This is a genomic window from Rhodococcus sp. 14-2483-1-2, from assembly GCF_002259405.1.
Lineage (GTDB): Bacteria > Actinomycetota > Actinomycetes > Mycobacteriales > Mycobacteriaceae > Rhodococcoides.
Window position 1 is genome coordinate 13,095 of sequence record NZ_NPFW01000006.1, and the last position, 16,712, is coordinate 29,806.

The following is a 16,712-nucleotide window of genomic DNA, read 5'->3' on the forward strand; positions in this document are numbered from 1 at the left end:
ACTACTCGGAGTCGCTCACGAGGGCTCCGATGATCGTCACCGCATCACGGAGTGTGTCGAGCTGCTCGGGTCCGAGGCCTGCGAGCTGCGCGGTCATCCACGCTTCGCGGGCACTGGCCTCGTCGGCGATCAGCTCTCGACCGGCCGGTGAGAGCGAGACGATCACCTGCCGCCCGTCGGTGGGATGTGGGGTGCGCGCCACCAGACCGAGTTCGGCCAACGATGCGATCACCCGCGTCATCGACGGCGGCTGGACCTTCTCTCGCGCGGCCAATGCACCCGGCGTCATATCGCCCTCCCGACTCAGCGTGGCCAGAGCCGACAGCTGAGTGAGCGAGACTTGCGAGTCCACTCGCCTACCCCGAAGGTGGCGAGTCAGCCTCACCACCGCAAGCGACAGATCGCTTGCCAATTCCCGATTGTCCTTCACACCATTTCCCGACGTCACAGCGCAGAGAATACGCCCTGGTACCGACCCCGCATCATGTAACCGCCTCGGTGATGGGTCCGACCGCGAAATATGCAACAAACAGCAGTGCAACGATCCACAACAGGGGGTGTACCGACTTCGCGCGGCCGGACCCGACCGCGAGTATCACCCAGGTGATGAAACCGACGCCGATCCCGTTGGCGATGGAGTAGGTGAAGGGCATCACCACGATGGTCAGGAAGGCGGGAAGCGCGTAATCGAAACGGCGGAAGTCGATGTCGAGAACCTGCCCGATCATCAGCGCACCCACTACGACCAGTGCCGGAGCAGCCGCTTCGATCGGAACGACGGCCGTGAGAGGGGTGAAGAACATGGCCAACAGGAAGAGCAATCCGGTCACGACGTTGGCCAGCCCGGTGCGCGCACCCTCGGCGATTCCGGAAGCCGATTCGACGAACACGGTGTTCGACGACGCCGACGCGCCGCCTCCGACGATGGCTCCGGCCCCCTCGACGACCAGAGCCTTACCGATGTTCGGCAGCTTTCCGTCCTTGTCCAGTTTCGCTTCCTTGCCCAGCCCGGTCATCGTTCCCATCGCGTCGAAGAAGTTCGCGAGGACGAGCGTGAACACCAGCAGGCTCGCGGCGAGTACGCCGATGCGAGTGAACGCTCCGAAGAGATCGACGTTGCCCACCAGGGAAAGATCAGGAGACTGAATCAACTCGGTGGGCAGCTGCGGAACCGACAGATTCCACCCCTTGGGGTCGACGCCGTTCGACGGACCCACGTCGGTGACGGCCTCGACGATCGCCGCCAGCACCGTCGTGACCACGATGCCGATCAGCAGACCGCCGCGCACCTTGCGCACCACCAGTACACCCATCAGCAACAACCCGAACACGAAGATCACCGTCGGCCACGACGCGATGGACCCGTCGATGCCGAGCCCGACGGGAACCGTCGTGCCTGCAGCGTCGGGGATACGGCGCACGAAGCCGGAATCGACCAGACCGATGAAGGCGATGAACGCGCCGATGCCGGCGGCGATCGCCGCCTTGAGCTCGGCCGGGATCGCGTTGAACACCGCCGTGCGGAATCCGGTCACCGCCAGCAGCACGATGATGATGCCGTCGATGACGACGAGCCCCATCGCCTCCGGCCACGTCACCTGCGGTGCGATCGTCACGGCGAGCAGGGTGTTGATGCCCAGGCCCGCCGCGATGCCGAACGGGTAGTTGGCGATGATGCCGAAGGCGATACTCATGAATCCGGCCACCAGCGCCGTCACGGCGGCGACCTGGGCGACCGGCAGGATGTTGCCGAGCACATCGGTCTTGGCGGCCGCGTCGTCGGCGGAGAAGCTGCCCAGAATCAGCGGATTGAGGACGACGATGTAGGCCATGGCCACGAAGGTGACCACGCCTCCTCGGACCTCGGATCCGACCGTCGAGCCTCGTTCGGTGATCTTGAAGTAGTTGTCGAGTAGCCGCGACGACAATTGCATGAGCGAACGATAAAGCACACCGCGAGACTTGGGGAAATATGGTGGCGTAGCGTGATTTTGTGGCCGACCTCCCCCAGATCCCGCGCAGCCTCACCGATCCGGTGCCGGTGTTGGCGATCGGCATCCTCGGCTGGATCATCGCGCTGGTGGTGTTCACCGCCACCGGGGACCGCACCGACGATGCGCTCGCCACGTGCTGGTCCGGCATCGCTGTCGGTGCCGTAGGGTTCGGAATCTTCCTGATGCAGAGAGCCGCGTCACGTCGTGGGAGCAAAACCGCCCAGCGCGGCCTCGATTGAGACCAGCATCACGTTAGCCCGATCACCACACCGCCCCTGAGGTGGGGAAACTAACCCCTCAGCCGGTTGAGTAACACAAAGTTAACGTGGACCATGGGTTATGTCAGATAAAACAACCTCTTGATCCACGAAAGCCAGGCCATGAAGCTCGTCTCTCAGTACCGCAATCGCCGTAACCACGTCCGCTCGCTCCGCGCCCTCTACGCACGCGCCAACGCTGTCTCCAGCCCGGCCATGCGCGACGAGCTGCTCGTCATCGCCCAGCGCTCGGATTTCTCGCGCTGATCAGCCTGACGGCATAGATCCACCCCAGCCCCCACAGGGCACCGAACACCCAGCCGGCCAGCACGTCCGTGGTCCAATGCGCACCCAGGTAGATCCGAGAGAATCCGATCAGCAGGGACGCGACCGCAGGTAACACGAGCAGTACCGGCCGATGCAGCCACGGCGTGGACGATCGCAGCATCACAGCGATCGCCACCGTGGCAAGCACCATCGACATCATCGCGTGGCCGGACGGAAACGAATGGCTCGCAATATCCACCAGCCGCTCCGGAATCGGTGGCCGCTCCCGCGCGAACGCAAACTTGAGCGCATTCATCAGCCCCCACCCGGTGAGCATCGCTCCCGCGACCACCACGGCATCCGATCTGCGTCCGACGCGAAGCAACGCCACGACGACCACCGCGGACAGCAGAAACATCGATACCGTGTTTCCCACCGTGGTGATGATCCAGAACATCGTCGTGACCCACCCGACTCGATGCTCCACCATCCAGTCCAGGATCACACCGTCAAACCCCACGAGGTCGCTCCCAACTCTGCGAACAATGCACCGTTCCGTCGGCGGTCACCCACCACGGGACTGTTCGATCTCCACTGACAGCTCGCTCGCCGCTCTCGTCACCGGACAGCCGCACCACGAGTTCGCGATGCACCACCACCCCGCCGGACGGCAGCGGCAATCCCATGACGGCACAGGCCAATACAGCCCCGGGTTCACGATCCCAGGAGCTGACCCGTCCGGTTCCGAGTACCTCGCCGCTGATCGCCTCCGACGCCGACCTGATGTCGAGCACGTCGGCCAGTACCGCGGCGGTGGCCATGTCCGAGAGCACGGCCACCTCCGGTGGTACGACGCTCGCCAGCCACGGGGCATCGATCACCAGCGCATCCGACGCGTCCACGACTGCGCCGCCGAGGGTGCGGACACGATCCGGTGGGTCGATGTCCGACACGTCGATACGCCGCTCCGCCACAGCGGTGGCGATGAGGGTGTGGGTTCGCGCGATCACCGCAGGGGTCGGATTCCGCTGTGGATCCGACAGCGCTCGCAACAGAATTCGAGCAGTGTCGACGCCGTCACAGAACGACGCGCTCAGCACGGCGTGCAGCTCGTCGGCACGCGGATGATCCAGCGGATCGAGCAATCCGGCAAACGTCTCGTCGGACGGCGCTCGAAAACTGACCGGACGCCAATCATGCAGTCGCGCATGGTGCCCGATCCACCACGCGGTGTAGCCGTCACGATCGACCAGTGCCGCGTTGGTACTGGGATCGTCGAGCAACACGGTCAGCGCCTCGGACCAGGCATCCGATCGAACGAGGTCGAGATCTCGGACCGCGAGGAGCGTCTCCGGCTCCTCGGACAGACTCGACCACCACGCCGACTCGTCGTCGAGATCGTGATCCGGCCCGGTCGGCAGTTCGTCACGCACCACCGAAAATCCCCACCCGACGCCCACTGCTCGCAGCGCCCGCTCACCGAACCTGTCCACCACCGCAGGCGCGAGCACACCGAACGGTGAATCCTGTATCAGCAGATCTGCCAACGGCGCTCCGGGAAGCAACAATTCGTCGGCACTGCGCAATTCGCCCCCGTCGTCTTCGAGGGGCAGACCACCGAGCCAACCGGGTAGTTCGCCCGCCTCTCCTGCCAACGCGAGCACGGCGGAGACCAGCCCGTCGACCTCCTCGCTCTCGTCCCAGTCGAGATCGTCCAGCGCCGCCTCGAGGGCCGGGTCGGTGAGCAGCTCGGTCGCAGTCGCCTCCCGGGCACCCAGACGCGACAGCAGCGGACTCACCGCGTCCGGGTGCACCAGCCGGACCCAGGTGACCGCCGCCGAGGCGTCGGAGCCGATCACCGTCGTCCGCGGACCGGTCACCGTACGACCGTCTGCGAGCGGAACAGGCAGTGCCGCAAGCTCTTCCGCAGCCACACCGTCGACCACGAGTGGGGTCAACGCGTCGAACAGTCGCCGCCACCAACTCGGCTCGCGATCGAGCCCACCGACCATTTCCGCCAGCCCCGCCAACCCGATGCGGTGCACACCCACCGCCGCGAGCGCCGAGGCATACCGCGCACCCGACAGTGATGCGTCGACCGGATTCGGTACGACATCGACCAGCGCCGAGACGAGTTCCTCGGAGGCATCCGCGACGACGTTCGCTCGCTCGGGCACGAGGTCGCGTCCGTCTGCACCGGGAAGCCATGGCGCGCAGGACAATCGACGAAACACGAGTTCACGCAGTGCGCCGTCGACCTCACTGCGAGCGAATCCGACCTCGGGCACGAACGACACCCTGGATGCCGCAGGCAGCGAGGCCACGAAGTCCCCGTACCCGTGCGCTACCGCGTCGAACGAGACACCCGGTAACACGCGTCGCCGATCGGGTTGCATCTGTACATCGGCAATGACCAACGCGGGCAACGACAGTAGCTCGTCCGACCGAGTCGGAGCGCGCAGTACATCGGGCGGAGCGGGAACGGGCAGACCGTCGACAATCGGAGCGAGCCAGCGGGCAGCCGGGGTGGTGAACTGCCGCCAGGTTCGCGAACCGATCGTGATCTCGGAGGATCGGTCGTCCAATTCTGTTCTGCTGCAGCCGATCACGACGCCGTCGATCTCGATGGAGTTCAATGCCTCCAGTTCGAGCAGCAGGTCGACGGCCTCGTCCACAAAGCCTGCTGCGACAGAATCCGCCGCCACCTCGGCTCGCAATGTCAACACGATCTCGGTGTCGAAGCCCTCGGCGGGCGAATCTGCGACCGGCCATGCGAGCCGCAGCACCGGCACGCCGGTGTCGGGCAAGGGCATGCCTCGCTCGTCCAGCGCCTCGAGCGTGCGCCGTGCGCTGAACGCCACGCCACCGTTGCGCGAGCGCACCTCGATCTCGTCGGACACCGATCGCACGGCGGTGAACCCGACCCCGAATTGTCCGACGCCAGTATTCGTCGCCCCCTTGGCCGAAGCCCGCAGCGCGGTGAGGGCATGTACGCCCGAGACATCGAGCGCTGCACCGGTATTGGCGACATGCAGAGCGCCGAACCTATCGGTCCACACGGCCAGCCGGCCCGGGACGCCGGCACGCTGCGCGGCGTCCGCCGCGTTCTGAGCCAGCTCGGTCAGCAGACGATCGCGGTAACCCCCGCGCACCAGATCGGACTCGGACGCCGAGTCCTCCCGAAGCCGGGTGGGAGAAGAGCCCCACGCCGCGAGAATCGACTCCCGCAACGACCCGGTGTCGAACGGGTCTATCAGCTCGGAGATGCCGAAGCTTCTTCCTGCGCAGCAACATCGGTGGTGCTCGACGCATCATCGGCGACGGGTTCGGCGTGGTCGGCCGCCACGACCTCGGCGGCCGCCGACTCCTCGGAGGCAGCCGACTCTTCCGGGGCAGCCGAAGCCTCTTCCGTCGTCTCGGCGGTGTCGGTCGTCTCGACGCTGTCGACTGTCTCGACTGCCTCGGCGGTGTCGGTGTTCTCGGCGGTGTCGCTTGTCTCGGTGACAGCAGCAGGCTCGACCGGAGCGACCGGCGAGGCGATGACGTCGAGTGCAGCGTCGTCGTACGGCTCGAATTGCGGCGATCCGGCTCCGGTGGGGAGTTCGGTGTCGGAGTGCGCTCCGCAGCCGTACTCGGCATGCACCACGTGTCCGTCGGCCGCGAACTCGTTGCCGCACACACCGAAAGCGGCGGACAGCGAGCCGGCGATGGGGAGGTAGAAGCCACACAGCCCGCAGGTCGACGGGGCGGCCTTGGCCATCTCGGTATCGGGACCGAAGTCGCCGTCGTGCCAACGCTGGGCGGCGTCGAGGCGTCCTTCGAGGCTGATGACCTTGGTTCGGCCGAGACCGATCTCGCCCGCCACCTCGTCGACGGCAGGGTCACCGGATTCGACGTACCCGGGTACGAGCCGGGGATCGTCCTGGCGCGGAGACAGTAGATCACCGGGGCCCAGATCACCGGGACGGATGCGCTCGTCCCAGGGCACCCAGGACGGAGCCACGAGGGCATCGGGTCCCGGCAGCAGAACCAGCTCGCTGACCGTGGCGTGATCCGCGTCCTCCGGGGCGGCGACCACAACGGCCCACTGCCATCCGCGATACCCCTCGAGATCGCTGGCGAACCGGTGAGTGGCCGCACTGGCGTCTTCGGCGGTGACCCCTAGGTACTCGCCGATACCGCCCTCTCCCAGGTCGAGCAGAGCCTGCCGCGCGAGGTCCGCGGCATCGGCCAAGACGGGGCGGATGGAATCGAGCTCTGGAGAAGATACGAAACTCACACATTCAGTTTGCCGCATCGACTCGGTGACGCCCAGTTCGGGCTGCCATCATGGGTGCAATGACCGCCCGCGCCCGCACCTTCGCCGCCGCCCTCACCTCGGTACTGGCAGTCACTGCCTGCTCGTCGACGACGCAGCCGACCCCGGTGACGTCGGACTCGGTTCCGACACTGACCACCGAGGTAGTGCGCGAATACGACCGCGGCAAGGACGCCTTCACCCAGGGCTTCGAGATCGACGGCGACGTGCTCTACGAGGGCACCGGACTGGAAGGATCGTCGTTCGTCAGGCGGACATCGCTCGACACGATGACCGAACTCGACCGCGTCGACCTGCCGTCCGACCTGTTCGGCGAAGGCATCACCGTCGACGGCGACACCCTGTGGCAGATCACCTGGCAGGACGGCGTCGCGATCGCCCGCGACCGAGACACCCTCGCCGAGCAACGTCGAGTGAACTACGACGGCGAAGGCTGGGGGCTGTGCACGCAGGCATCGGCCGACCGCCTCGTGATGAGCGACGGTTCGTCCACCCTCACCTTCCGCGACCCCACGTCGTTCGACGCCGAGGGCACCGTGAACGTCACTCTCGACGGCAATCCGGTGGAGCGTCTGAACGAACTCGAATGCGCCGACGACGGATCGGTGTACGCCAACGTGTGGCAGACGTTCGACATCATGCGCATCGACCCCGAGACCGGCGCGGTGACGGCCGTCATCGACGGCACCCCCCTGTGGAATTCGATGTCGGCCTCTCAACGAGGCGGTGCCGACGTGTTCAACGGCATCGCGCAGATTCCCGGCACCGACCGATTCCTCGTCACCGGCAAATACTGGCCCACGATCTTCGAGGTGCGATTCACCGATACCGCGCCGGTAGGACAGAATTGACACCGTGACCGATCCACGTCTCCCCCACACCCCACCGGGTGCGGACGATTCAGAACAGGATCACTCCGCAGGCTCCGCTCACGCCCCCGAGCAGAACGGTGCTCCTGACCGACCCGGTCACTCCGCAGGCTCCGCTCCCGACCGACCCGGTCACTCCGCAGGCTCCGCTCCTGACCCCCTCGAGCACCCCGGTCTGGCGAACTACCCGCCCGCTGTTCCTCTCACGTCCACCCATGTTCCGAGTCGACGTCAGCCGTTGCCGCCGTTGCACCCGCCGCGTACCGAGCAGATCACTGCGGCGCGCGGCAAGGCCGGTGCACGCAAGCCGCCGCCGATGCCCAAGAAGCTGACCGTCACCCGCGTCGCAGCCATGCGCGGACGCGAACTGACCGGCAAGGGAATCGCGTCGTTCCAGCGAGCCGCGAAGGCCGACGGTGCCGACAAGTCCGGTCTCACTGCACTGACCTACGCGACCATGGCCAACTTCGCATCGGATGCAGCGCTGGCGATCGCTTTGGCCAACACTCTCTTCTTCTCCGCGGCCACCGGTGAGGACAAGACCAAGGTCGCGTTGTATCTCGTCATCACCATCGCGCCGTTCGCGTTGATCGCGCCGCTCATCGGACCGCTGCTCGACCGATTGCAGCAGGGCCGACGCATCGCGCTCGCCACGTCCTTCGGGCTGCGCACCGTGCTGGCGGTGGTGCTGGTGTTCAACTTCGACAGCTGGGTGTTGTATCCGGCCGCGCTCGGCATGCTCGTCCTCAGCAAGTCCTTTGCGGTGCTCAAGAGCGCGGTGACGCCGCGAGTACTGCCACCGGAGATAGACCTCGTTCGCGTCAACTCCCGTCTGACGGTGTTCGGACTGCTCGGCGGCACCATCGCGGCCGGTGCCGTCGCAGGCGGCATCGCGTTCGTCGCAGGCTCGCCGGGAGCCCTGTGGTTCGTCGCGGCGATCACCGTGCTCGGGGCCTACCTGAGCATGCGCATCCCGTCCTGGGTGGAGATCACCGAGGGCGAGGTGCCCGCGACCCTGAGCTACCACGCAGAGCAGCACGGTGGACACGATTACGCCGGAAGCGGTGCTCCGACCGAGAACCTCCGCCGCACGACCTCGTCCCCGCCGACGTCGAGCAGCACCAAGAACCGCAGACAGCCCCTGGGCCGGGCCGTCATCGTCGGTCTGTGGGGTAACGGCACCATCCGGATTCTCACCGGCTTCCTGACGCTCTACATCGCGTTCGTCGCCAAATCCCGTACCGAACACGAGCCGCTTCAGCAGGCCGCGATGCTCGGACTCGTCGGAGCCGCCGCCGGTCTCGGCAACTTCTCGGGCAACGCGCTCGGTGCCAGGATCAAGCTCGGCCGGCCATCCCTTGTGGTTCTTCGCTGCACGCTCGCCGTCACGGTGGTGGCCGTCGTCGCCGCGGTCACCGACAGCCTGCTCACCGCAGCGGTGGCCGCGCTCGTTGCGTCGAGCGCCAGTGCACTCGCCAAGGTCTCCCTCGACGCATCCCTGCAAGCCGACCTGCCGCCGGAGTCGATCGCGTCCGGATTCGGCCGATCGGAAACCGTCATGCAGCTGTGCTGGGTCCTGGGCGGCACGCTCGGCGTGCTGCTCCCCACCGAGTACTGGCTCGGTTTCACCGTGGTCTCGGTGTTGCTTACGATCGGGCTCGTGCAGACATTCCTCACCTACCGCGGCAGATCACTTCTGCCCGGCTTCGGCGGCAACCGCCCCGACCACGTCGAACAAGAAGTGTCCGACGGTTCCTTCGGCGAAAACGTGACCAAGTGAATCTCGCTCCCCGCACCAAGAAGATCGCCGCCCTGACCGCAACGGGTCTGCTCGTCGTCGCCGTCGCGTTCGTCGCGGTGCTCGCCCTGCTGATCGGGAACGCGCCCGAGAAGGAACCGGTCGTCTCCGCATACGCCAACGGCCGGGCCGTCGACGTGGAGCCGTACCTGTACTGCGCCGTCAGCGACCCGCTGTGCACCAATGTCGGAGAGACCACCGAGATTCAGGTCGGCAAGGCCCCTGCGGTGCAGCTCTCGCTCCCCGAGGCCGTCTACTCGGCACCGTGGGTACTCGCCCTGGTCTACGGCGACGACAGCGGAAATGTCGTCGAGGACAGTGCGTTCAACGAACCCGGAACCAGGCTCAGTGTCACGGTGCCCACCACGGACGACAGCGACCGAACCCTGCTCGGAATCGAAATTCGTCTGCCCACCGGCATCATCGACACCGACACCAATCAGGAGGGCTTCGTCAGCCACGCCATCTGGTCGATCGGCACGCGCCCGTAGTCGGTCCCCGAGATCAGCTGTCGAGCTCGCGGGCGACGGCCCGGACCACCTCGGAGATGCGCTGAGCGATCTTGCGGTCCGGGTACTTGCCCTTGCGGAGCTCGGGCTGCACGGTCGCTTCGAGCAACGTGATCATGTCCTCGACCATCCCGTGCAGCTCGTCGGGGGTGTGCTTGCGCTCGACGGGTTCGCGGCGGGGGCTGCCGGTGTTCTGACGCACCGACGGGGCCGGCTCGAGCACCTTCAGGCTCAGCGCCTGCGGTCCGCGACGTCCCGCGGCCATACCGAACTCGACTCGCTGACCGGCTTTGAGGCCCTCGACGCCCTCGGGCAGCGCCGAGGAACGCACGTAGACGTCCTCGCCTTCCTCCTGCGAGAGGAATCCGAATCCCTTGTCGACGTCGTACCACTTCACCTTGCCGGTCGGCACTGAGCTCACCCGTTCATCTGTTGCTGTAGAAAGTTGCGTTGTTCGTGGGACCGATGTTCGGCCCGCACGAGTTTCGCGCCCCACGAGAACGTAGGACGCGAATACGTCAGTCTAGCGCGGTGATCCCGGATAGAGCATTCGAGTTGTTCCCTGCACTGCGCTCTTCACAGTGCCCCGTTTCGCACTACCGTGGTGTACGTGGACACAACGACCCGTAAGAGCAGCACCGCTCTGCTGCGCATCGCGCTGGCCCTGTTCGCGATCGGCCTCGTCGCCATCGTCGCGATCCTCATGTTTCCGATCTTCTCCGACGCCAAGCCACCACTGGGGCTGTACCTGACGGCCATGTTCTCCGCGCCGACCGGCTTCGTGTTGGCCCTGGTGTACGCGCTGGCATCCGGACGAAGGGCGCGCTGACCATGCGGTTGATACTGAACGTCATCTGGCTGGTGTTCGGCGGCCTGTGGCTGGCGCTGGGCTACTTCCTCGCCGGACTGCTGCTGTGCATCCTGATCGTGACCATTCCGTTCGGCATCGCGTCGTTCCGCATCGGCGTCTACGCGCTGTGGCCGTTCGGGTCGACGATCGTCGACAAGCCGGGATCCGGGTCCGGCGCGCTCGTCGGGAACGTGCTCTGGTTGATCCTCGCCGGGTGGTGGTTGGCGCTGACTCATGTGGTCACCGCCGTCGCGATGGCGATCACCATCATCGGCATCCCGTTGGCGATCGCGAACCTGAAGATGATTCCCGTATCCCTGATGCCCCTCGGCAAGGACATCGTTGCCGTTCGGTGACCTTCCGAACCGCTTCCGGTCGATGTGACTTCCATCACATCACGCTCCGGTAACGGGTAGGCAACGGACAGGGGTTCAATGCCCGGCACGTCCACTAGCTGGGCCGACTCGAGAGACCCGAAAGGGGTACGAAATGCGCTCTCGACGACACCTCGAAATCGACAGTTACCAAATAGTGACGTAAGGCGGGAATTTCAGTACGGTCAGCAGCGGCCGGAAAGTTCGGCCGAATTCCGACCCGCAGCGCCAAACCTCGTCCCGCGGGAACCGGAACACCCTCGACGATCACCCAGGGGACGAGGACGGGGGACCCACGTCCTCCACGGACAACCGGGAAGTTGTAGCGACTCACGAAGTCGCACCGACTTCCCTTGGGGTGAAGCCCAATTGCCCACTCGCAGGAGTGAGCGAAAAGGCCGGGCTACCTCTCAGCCCGAACCCGACAGCTGACCTCGCAGGCGCGTGTGGAGAGGATTTCAACTCGTATGAGCGGACGTCATCGCAAGCCGAGCACCACTGGCAAGACCGTCGCAAAGGTCGCTGTCACCGGAGCCATCATGGGCACCGCAAGCATCGCCTTCACCGGCACCGCCAACGCGGCACCGGATTCCGACTGGGACCGACTGGCACAGTGTGAAGCCGGCGGCAACTGGGGCATCAACACCGGCAACGGTTACCAGGGCGGGTTGCAGTTCTCCCCCAGCACCTGGAACGCACACGGCGGCCAGCAGTACGCGGCCACGGCCAACCAGGCCAGCCGCGAAGAGCAGATCGCAGTCGCAGAGAAGGTCCTCGACTCGCAGGGCTGGGGCGCATGGCCGTCCTGCTCCTCGAGCCTCGGACTGAGCAGCGCGCCCACCGAGCGCAGCGTTCCGGTCACCCCCAAGGCACCGGAAGTTCCCGCACTGCCCGACCTGACGTCCATCCCGGCAGTCGACAACTCGGCCGAGGTCGTCGAGGGCATCGTCACCGCCGTCCAGAACATCACCAACGATCCGCAGATCGCCTCGTTCGTGCAGAACGCGGCCCAGGGCATCCAGCTCGATCCGCAGATCGTGAACTTCTACCAGGCCAACAAGGCATTCCTGCCTCAGTAAGCGCCCGCGACAGTTCAGCTCGTACGAAAAAAGCCCCCGACGGATGTCGGGGGCTTTTTCGTGCTCGAGTGCCGCAGCTAGCGATTGACCACGGTCACCGGATGGGCATAGGGGAGGTCTTCGACGGGCAGCGGGAACTCCGTGTCTTCGCCGAAGGGTGACAAGCCACCCGAGCGAGCGGACGAGAGTTCGGTCACCGCGTGGTCACCGCGAGCGGTTTCCGGCCAGCCTGGATCGACATAGGGCTTCTTCGACTTGTTCACCATGCGCCTATTTTGACACCTGCCCTGCGGCAAGCACCAGCCCAGGTCTCTAATCTGATAGACGATGACCGACACGACTGCGCACCGACACACCGACACGCCCCCGGATCTGCCTCAGTGGATCGCAGCTCGCAGCGACGCCGAGCTGATCAGGGCCATGTCGCTGCGTCCGGATCTGACCGCGCCGCCGCCCGCATCCCTGGCCGTGCTGGCCGGTCGGGCCGAGCAGCGCCGGTCGATCCTGCACACCGCGGACACCCTCGACACCCTGGCCCTGACGGTGCTCGAGATCCTCGCCATCGAAGAGGCGTACGAGCGGCCCGTCACCCGCGCCGCGCTGCTGGCCGTGGTCGCCAAACGCGCACCGGCCAAGAGCGTGGACAAGGCACTGGCCCAGCTGCGCGAACGCCTGCTGGTGTGGGGCGACGCAGCCGGTTTCCGGATCGGCGCCACAGCGGCGGACGCGGTGCCGTGGCGCATCGGCCGCGCTCTCGACCCGGTGGACAACCTCACCGAATCACACATCACCGCGGCCCTCGCCGAACTCGGTGACGGCGAACGCAGTCTTCTCGAGACCCTCGCCAGATCGTCCCCGACCGGCCGTACCCGCGACGCCGCACCGGGCACGCCGCCGGATCGACCCGTCCAGAAGCTGCTCGCCGCAGGCCTGCTGATCTGGTTGGACGAGCAAACCGTCGAGCTTCCCGTCCAGGTCGGGCAGATCCTGCGCGGCGAACCGATGTCGGACCCACGCTCGCTCGCCGAACCCAAGCTCGCCACCGGCACGTATTCGCTCGCCGATGTCGACGCCGCTGCCGCAGGAGAGGCACTCGAGCTGGGTCGGCACTGCGTCGCAGTCATCGAGGCACTGTCCGTTTCTCCTGCACCCGCTCTCAAGGCCGGCGGCCTCGGAGTGCGCGAGCTCCGCAAGATCAGCAAGGCCACCGGCCTCGACGACGACCGAGTGAGTGTCCTCGTCGAGTTGCTGGCGGCCGCCCATCTCATCTCGAGCGGAACACCGGACCCGGTTCCTGCGTCCGACAACGGCGACGACTACTGGGCGCCGACCCCTGCCGTCGACGCATGGCTCACCGCAGCCCCGGCGGCCCGCTGGCACACCCTCGCCTCTGCCTGGCTCGAAGTGCCGCGGGCACCGTGGGTCATCGGGATGCGTGACCCCAACGACAAGCCCATCGCCGCCCTGTCCGAGGAAGTCCGATCTCCTGCCGCACCACGGGATCGACGCATGATCCTGGAATTGCTCGCCGAACTCGGCAGTGGGCACGCAGCGCAGCCCGCCGACCTCGCCCGCACCCTGGCGTGGCGTCGACCCCGGTGGTCGGGGCGCTTCGGCGTCACGCCCGTCGGACATGTCCTCGCCGAGGCAACGGCTCTCGGCATCGTCGCCCGTGGGGCGATCTCGACCCCGGGCCGCTCCCTGCTGCACGACGGCAATGCCGAGGCCGACATGCGTGCGGCCCTGCCCGAGCCCATCGACTACGTCCTGGTGCAAGCCGATCTCACGCTGGTGGCACCCGGCCCGCTCGAGCCGGACCTGCAGGATCGGATCGAGCTGGTCGCCGATGTGGAATCCGCGGGCGCAGCCACGATGTACCGGATCAGCGACACCAGCCTGCGCCGCGCTCTCGATGTGGGACTGAGCGCCTCCGAGCTGCACACGTTGTTCGCCACCCACTCGCGCACGCCGGTGCCCCAGGCCTTGACCTATCTGATCGACGACGTGGCTCGTCGGCACGGCCGGCTACGAGCAGGCGTCGCCGCGTCGTTCGTTCGATGCGAGGATCCGGCATTGCTGGCCGAGGTGATGGCGTCCCCGGCGGCCGAATCGCTGGCCCTGAGAGCGCTGGCTCCGACCGTCGCGATCTCCCAGGCCCCGCTCGCCGAGGTGCTCACGGTCCTGGCCGGAGCCGGGTTTGCGCCTGCGGGCGAGGACTCGTCCGGCACCATCGTCGATCTGCGATCCCGCGGGTCGCGGGTATCGGCGAGGCGGCCACGCCAGGCGTTCCGCACTCCGGCCGTCCCCACCGAGGAACAGCTGGGTTCGTTGGTGCGCGGGATGCGCGCTGCCGACAGAGCAGCAGGCAACGGCGGCGCAGTGGTGCGGGCCGACGGATCTCGGGCCAGCAGCACCGCGACGATGACGCTGCTGCAGACCGCGGCGAAGGTCAAACGGAGCGTGAGCATCGGCTACGTCGATGCCCAGGGCGTGGCGACCCATCGCATCGTCGATCCGATCAGCATCGGCGGCGGCCAACTCGACGCGTTCGACCCCGCCACCGGTGGGGTTCGGCGCTTCACGCTGCACCGGATCACCTCGGTCGCGTTGGTCGAGTAGACCGGGCTCACGTGCACGCACGCCCCTACCTGTGGACAATGGAGAAGTTGCGCTCTTTCGGGCGCAGCAGATGTCTCTAGGAGGAACCCGTGACCGACGGCCCGCTGATCGTCCAGTCCGACAAAACGCTGTTGCTCGAGGTCGATCACGAACTCGCGGGTGCAGCGCGGGCGGCCATCGCACCGTTCGCGGAGCTCGAACGTGCCCCCGAGCACGTGCACACCTATCGCATCACCCCGCTGGCACTGTGGAACGCACGTGCCGCAGGCCACGACGCCGAGCAGGTGGTCGACGCGCTGGTGAACTTCTCGCGTTACGCGGTACCGCAACCGCTGCTGGTCGACATCGTCGACACCATGGCGCGCTACGGCCGGTTGCAGTTGGTCAAGAGCCCGATACACGGTCTGGTCCTGATCAGCCTCGACCGCGCAGTGCTCACAGAGGTGATGCGCCACAAGAAGATTGCGCCCATGCTCGGCGCGATGGTCGACGAGGACACGGTGATCGTGCATCCGAGCGAACGCGGCCACGTGAAGCAGATGTTGCTCAAGATCGGCTGGCCTGCCGAGGACCTCGCCGGCTACGTCGACGGAGAAGCCCACCCCATCGAGCTCGACACCGAGGGCGGCAACTGGACGCTGCGCGACTACCAGGAGATGGCGGCCGATTCGTTCTGGGCCGGCGGCTCGGGCGTCGTCGTACTGCCCTGCGGCGCGGGCAAGACGATGGTCGGCGCAGCTGCGATGGCCAGGGCCAAGGCGACCACGCTGATTCTGGTCACCAACACCGTCGCCGGTCGGCAGTGGAAACGCGAACTCATCGCACGCACCTCGCTCACCGAGGAGGAGATCGGCGAGTATTCGGGAGAGCGCAAAGAGATTCGCCCTGTGACAATTGCCACGTATCAGGTGATCACGCGTCGTACCAAGGGTGAGTACAAGCACCTCGAGCTTTTCGATTCCCGCGACTGGGGTTTGGTGATCTACGACGAGGTGCATCTGCTCCCCGCGCCGGTGTTCCGTATGACGGCCGATCTGCAGTCGCGTCGACGCCTCGGCCTCACCGCGACGCTCGTCCGCGAGGACGGCCGCGAGGGCGACGTCTTCTCGCTGATCGGGCCCAAGCGCTACGACGCGCCGTGGAAGGACATCGAGGCACAGGGCTGGATCGCCCCGGCCGAGTGCATCGAGGTTCGCGTCACCCTCACCGATGCCGAGCGCATGTCGTACGCGGTCGCCGAGCCCGAGGAGCGCTACAAGCTGTGTTCGACGGCGCACACGAAGATCGCCGTCGTGAAATCGATCCTCGCCAAACACCAGGACGCTCCGACGTTGGTCATCGGTGCGTACCTCGACCAGCTGAACGAGCTCGGTGAAGCGCTGAACGCTCCGGTCATTCAGGGCTCGACCAAGAACAAGGAACGTGAAGTGCTGTTCGACGCGTTCCGCAAGGGCGAGATCCAGACGCTCGTGGTGAGCAAGGTGGCGAACTTCTCGATCGACCTTCCGGAAGCCTCCGTTGCGGTGCAGGTTTCGGGAACGTTCGGCTCCAGGCAGGAAGAGGCTCAGCGCCTCGGCCGACTGCTCCGACCGAAACACGACGGCGGTCAGGCACACTTCTACTCGGTGGTCTCCCGCGACACCCTCGATGCCGAGTACGCAGCCCACCGTCAGCGTTTCCTCGCCGAACAGGGCTACGCCTACCGCATCACCGACGCGGACGATCTGCTCGGTCCGGCGATCTGAGACTTCGGGTCGGCTCGGTGCCGTGCTAGGAAT

17 protein-coding genes and 1 riboswitch are annotated in these 16,712 nt (G+C 66.4%); of the genes, 10 read left to right on the forward strand and 7 right to left on the reverse strand.

Annotated elements, in window-relative coordinates; translation table 11 throughout:
* Position 1: 1 nt before the first annotated feature.
* Entirely contained in the window at positions 2–430 is a 429-nt protein-coding gene (locus CH295_RS03670; protein ID WP_037188786.1) for an Rv0880 family HTH-type transcriptional regulator, read from the reverse strand.
* Positions 431–482: 52 nt separating this feature from the next.
* The gene (locus tag CH295_RS03675) at positions 483–1,934 is read right to left on the reverse strand and encodes an NCS2 family permease (protein WP_068047858.1); all 1,452 of its coding nucleotides are present in this window, start codon (positions 1,932–1,934) and stop codon (positions 483–485) included.
* Positions 1,935–1,993: 59 nt separating this feature from the next.
* Between CH295_RS03675 and CH295_RS03680 the strand changes: the two genes are divergently transcribed.
* Both CH295_RS03680 and CH295_RS27670 read left to right on the forward strand, forming a co-directional pair.
* Positions 1,994–2,233 (forward strand): DUF2530 domain-containing protein, encoded by a 240-nt coding sequence (locus CH295_RS03680; protein ID WP_094739823.1) that lies wholly within the window; start codon positions 1,994–1,996, stop codon positions 2,231–2,233.
* Positions 2,234–2,374: 141 nt separating this feature from the next.
* On the forward strand, positions 2,375–2,518 hold the full coding sequence (locus CH295_RS27670) for a hypothetical protein (RefSeq protein WP_155289340.1): 144 nt from the start codon (positions 2,375–2,377) through the stop codon (positions 2,516–2,518).
* On the opposite strand, the gene CH295_RS03685 is transcribed toward CH295_RS27670, so the two are convergent.
* From CH295_RS03685 to CH295_RS03695, 3 genes are read right to left on the reverse strand one after another with little or no spacing between them, the layout of a single operon-like run.
* Positions 2,487–3,038, reverse strand: a complete 552-nt coding sequence (locus CH295_RS03685) for a phosphatase PAP2 family protein (protein WP_252341893.1) — start codon at positions 3,036–3,038, stop codon at positions 2,487–2,489. The genes CH295_RS27670 and CH295_RS03685 overlap by 32 nt on opposite strands.
* Positions 3,028–5,748 carry a sacsin N-terminal ATP-binding-like domain-containing protein gene (locus CH295_RS03690; RefSeq protein WP_252341894.1) on the reverse strand — a complete coding sequence of 907 codons (2,721 nt, stop codon included), beginning with the start codon at positions 5,746–5,748 and terminating at the stop codon, positions 3,028–3,030. The genes CH295_RS03685 and CH295_RS03690 overlap by 11 nt, the downstream gene beginning before the upstream one ends.
* Before the next feature lie 23 nt (positions 5,749–5,771).
* Entirely contained in the window at positions 5,772–6,815 is a 1,044-nt protein-coding gene (locus CH295_RS03695) for a DUF3027 domain-containing protein (RefSeq protein WP_094739825.1), read from the reverse strand.
* A gap of 41 nt (positions 6,816–6,856) precedes the next feature.
* Here CH295_RS03695 and CH295_RS03700 point away from each other — a divergent pair, with 41 nt between their 5' ends.
* The 3 genes from CH295_RS03700 (at position 6,857) to CH295_RS03710 (ending at position 9,994) form a co-directional block, all read left to right on the forward strand.
* The gene (locus CH295_RS03700) at positions 6,857–7,687 is read left to right on the forward strand and encodes a glutaminyl-peptide cyclotransferase (protein WP_502694461.1); all 831 of its coding nucleotides are present in this window, start codon (positions 6,857–6,859) and stop codon (positions 7,685–7,687) included.
* A gap of 193 nt (positions 7,688–7,880) precedes the next feature.
* Positions 7,881–9,485, forward strand: coding sequence for an MFS transporter (locus tag CH295_RS03705; protein WP_502694462.1), 1,605 nt, complete (start codon positions 7,881–7,883; stop codon positions 9,483–9,485).
* Positions 9,482–9,994: a DUF2771 domain-containing protein gene (locus CH295_RS03710; RefSeq protein WP_037187417.1), complete on the forward strand. Its 513-nt coding sequence runs from the start codon at positions 9,482–9,484 to the stop codon at positions 9,992–9,994. Before CH295_RS03705 ends, CH295_RS03710 begins: the two co-directional genes overlap by 4 nt.
* Positions 9,995–10,007: 13 nt before the next feature.
* Here the strand turns inward: CH295_RS03710 and CH295_RS03715 are convergent, their stop codons facing one another.
* Positions 10,008–10,424 carry a cold-shock protein gene (locus CH295_RS03715; protein WP_170945744.1) on the reverse strand — a complete coding sequence of 139 codons (417 nt, stop codon included), beginning with the start codon at positions 10,422–10,424 and terminating at the stop codon, positions 10,008–10,010.
* Between the two features lie 198 nt (positions 10,425–10,622).
* Between CH295_RS03715 and CH295_RS03720 the strand changes: the two genes are divergently transcribed.
* The 3 genes from CH295_RS03720 (at position 10,623) to CH295_RS03730 (ending at position 12,315) form a co-directional block, all read left to right on the forward strand.
* Positions 10,623–10,841: a hypothetical protein gene (locus tag CH295_RS03720; RefSeq protein WP_037188795.1), complete on the forward strand. Its 219-nt coding sequence runs from the start codon at positions 10,623–10,625 to the stop codon at positions 10,839–10,841.
* A 2-nt stretch (positions 10,842–10,843) separates the two neighbouring features.
* On the forward strand, positions 10,844–11,218 hold the full coding sequence (locus CH295_RS03725) for a YccF domain-containing protein (protein ID WP_037187421.1): 375 nt from the start codon (positions 10,844–10,846) through the stop codon (positions 11,216–11,218).
* A gap of 276 nt (positions 11,219–11,494) precedes the next feature.
* Positions 11,495–11,695, forward strand: a riboswitch (cyclic di-AMP (ydaO/yuaA leader).
* 8 nt (positions 11,696–11,703) lie between these two features.
* Positions 11,704–12,315: a transglycosylase family protein gene (locus CH295_RS03730; protein ID WP_094739827.1), complete on the forward strand. Its 612-nt coding sequence runs from the start codon at positions 11,704–11,706 to the stop codon at positions 12,313–12,315.
* A 77-nt stretch (positions 12,316–12,392) separates the two neighbouring features.
* On the opposite strand, the gene CH295_RS03735 is transcribed toward CH295_RS03730, so the two are convergent.
* Positions 12,393–12,581 carry a hypothetical protein gene (locus tag CH295_RS03735; RefSeq protein WP_008719333.1) on the reverse strand — a complete coding sequence of 63 codons (189 nt, stop codon included), beginning with the start codon at positions 12,579–12,581 and terminating at the stop codon, positions 12,393–12,395.
* Positions 12,582–12,642: 61 nt separating this feature from the next.
* Here CH295_RS03735 and CH295_RS03740 point away from each other — a divergent pair, with 61 nt between their 5' ends.
* Complete coding sequence (locus tag CH295_RS03740; protein WP_094739828.1) at positions 12,643–14,934, forward strand: helicase-associated domain-containing protein; 2,292 nt, start codon at positions 12,643–12,645, stop codon at positions 14,932–14,934.
* Between the two features lie 89 nt (positions 14,935–15,023).
* Positions 15,024–16,679 carry a DNA repair helicase XPB gene (locus tag CH295_RS03745; RefSeq protein ID WP_037187427.1) on the forward strand — a complete coding sequence of 552 codons (1,656 nt, stop codon included), beginning with the start codon at positions 15,024–15,026 and terminating at the stop codon, positions 16,677–16,679.
* Positions 16,680–16,712: the final 33 nt, after the last annotated feature.

Bases quoted from the DNA above. Each gene is read 5' to 3' on its own strand.
- CH295_RS03675 (WP_068047858.1), bottom strand. From the start codon at position 1,934: ATGCAATTGTCGTCGCGGCTACTCGACAACTACTTCAAGATCACCGAA.
- CH295_RS27670 (WP_155289340.1), top strand. From the start codon at position 2,375: ATGAAGCTCGTCTCTCAGTACCGCAATCGCCGTAACCACGTCCGCTCG.
- CH295_RS03695 (WP_094739825.1), bottom strand. From the start codon at position 6,815: ATGCGGCAAACTGAATGTGTGAGTTTCGTATCTTCTCCAGAGCTCGAT.
- CH295_RS03700 (WP_502694461.1), top strand. From the start codon at position 6,857: ATGACCGCCCGCGCCCGCACCTTCGCCGCCGCCCTCACCTCGGTACTG.
- CH295_RS03725 (WP_037187421.1), top strand. From the start codon at position 10,844: ATGCGGTTGATACTGAACGTCATCTGGCTGGTGTTCGGCGGCCTGTGG.
- CH295_RS03730 (WP_094739827.1), top strand. From the start codon at position 11,704: ATGAGCGGACGTCATCGCAAGCCGAGCACCACTGGCAAGACCGTCGCA.
- CH295_RS03735 (WP_008719333.1), bottom strand. From the start codon at position 12,581: ATGGTGAACAAGTCGAAGAAGCCCTATGTCGATCCAGGCTGGCCGGAA.
- CH295_RS03740 (WP_094739828.1), top strand. From the start codon at position 12,643: ATGACCGACACGACTGCGCACCGACACACCGACACGCCCCCGGATCTG.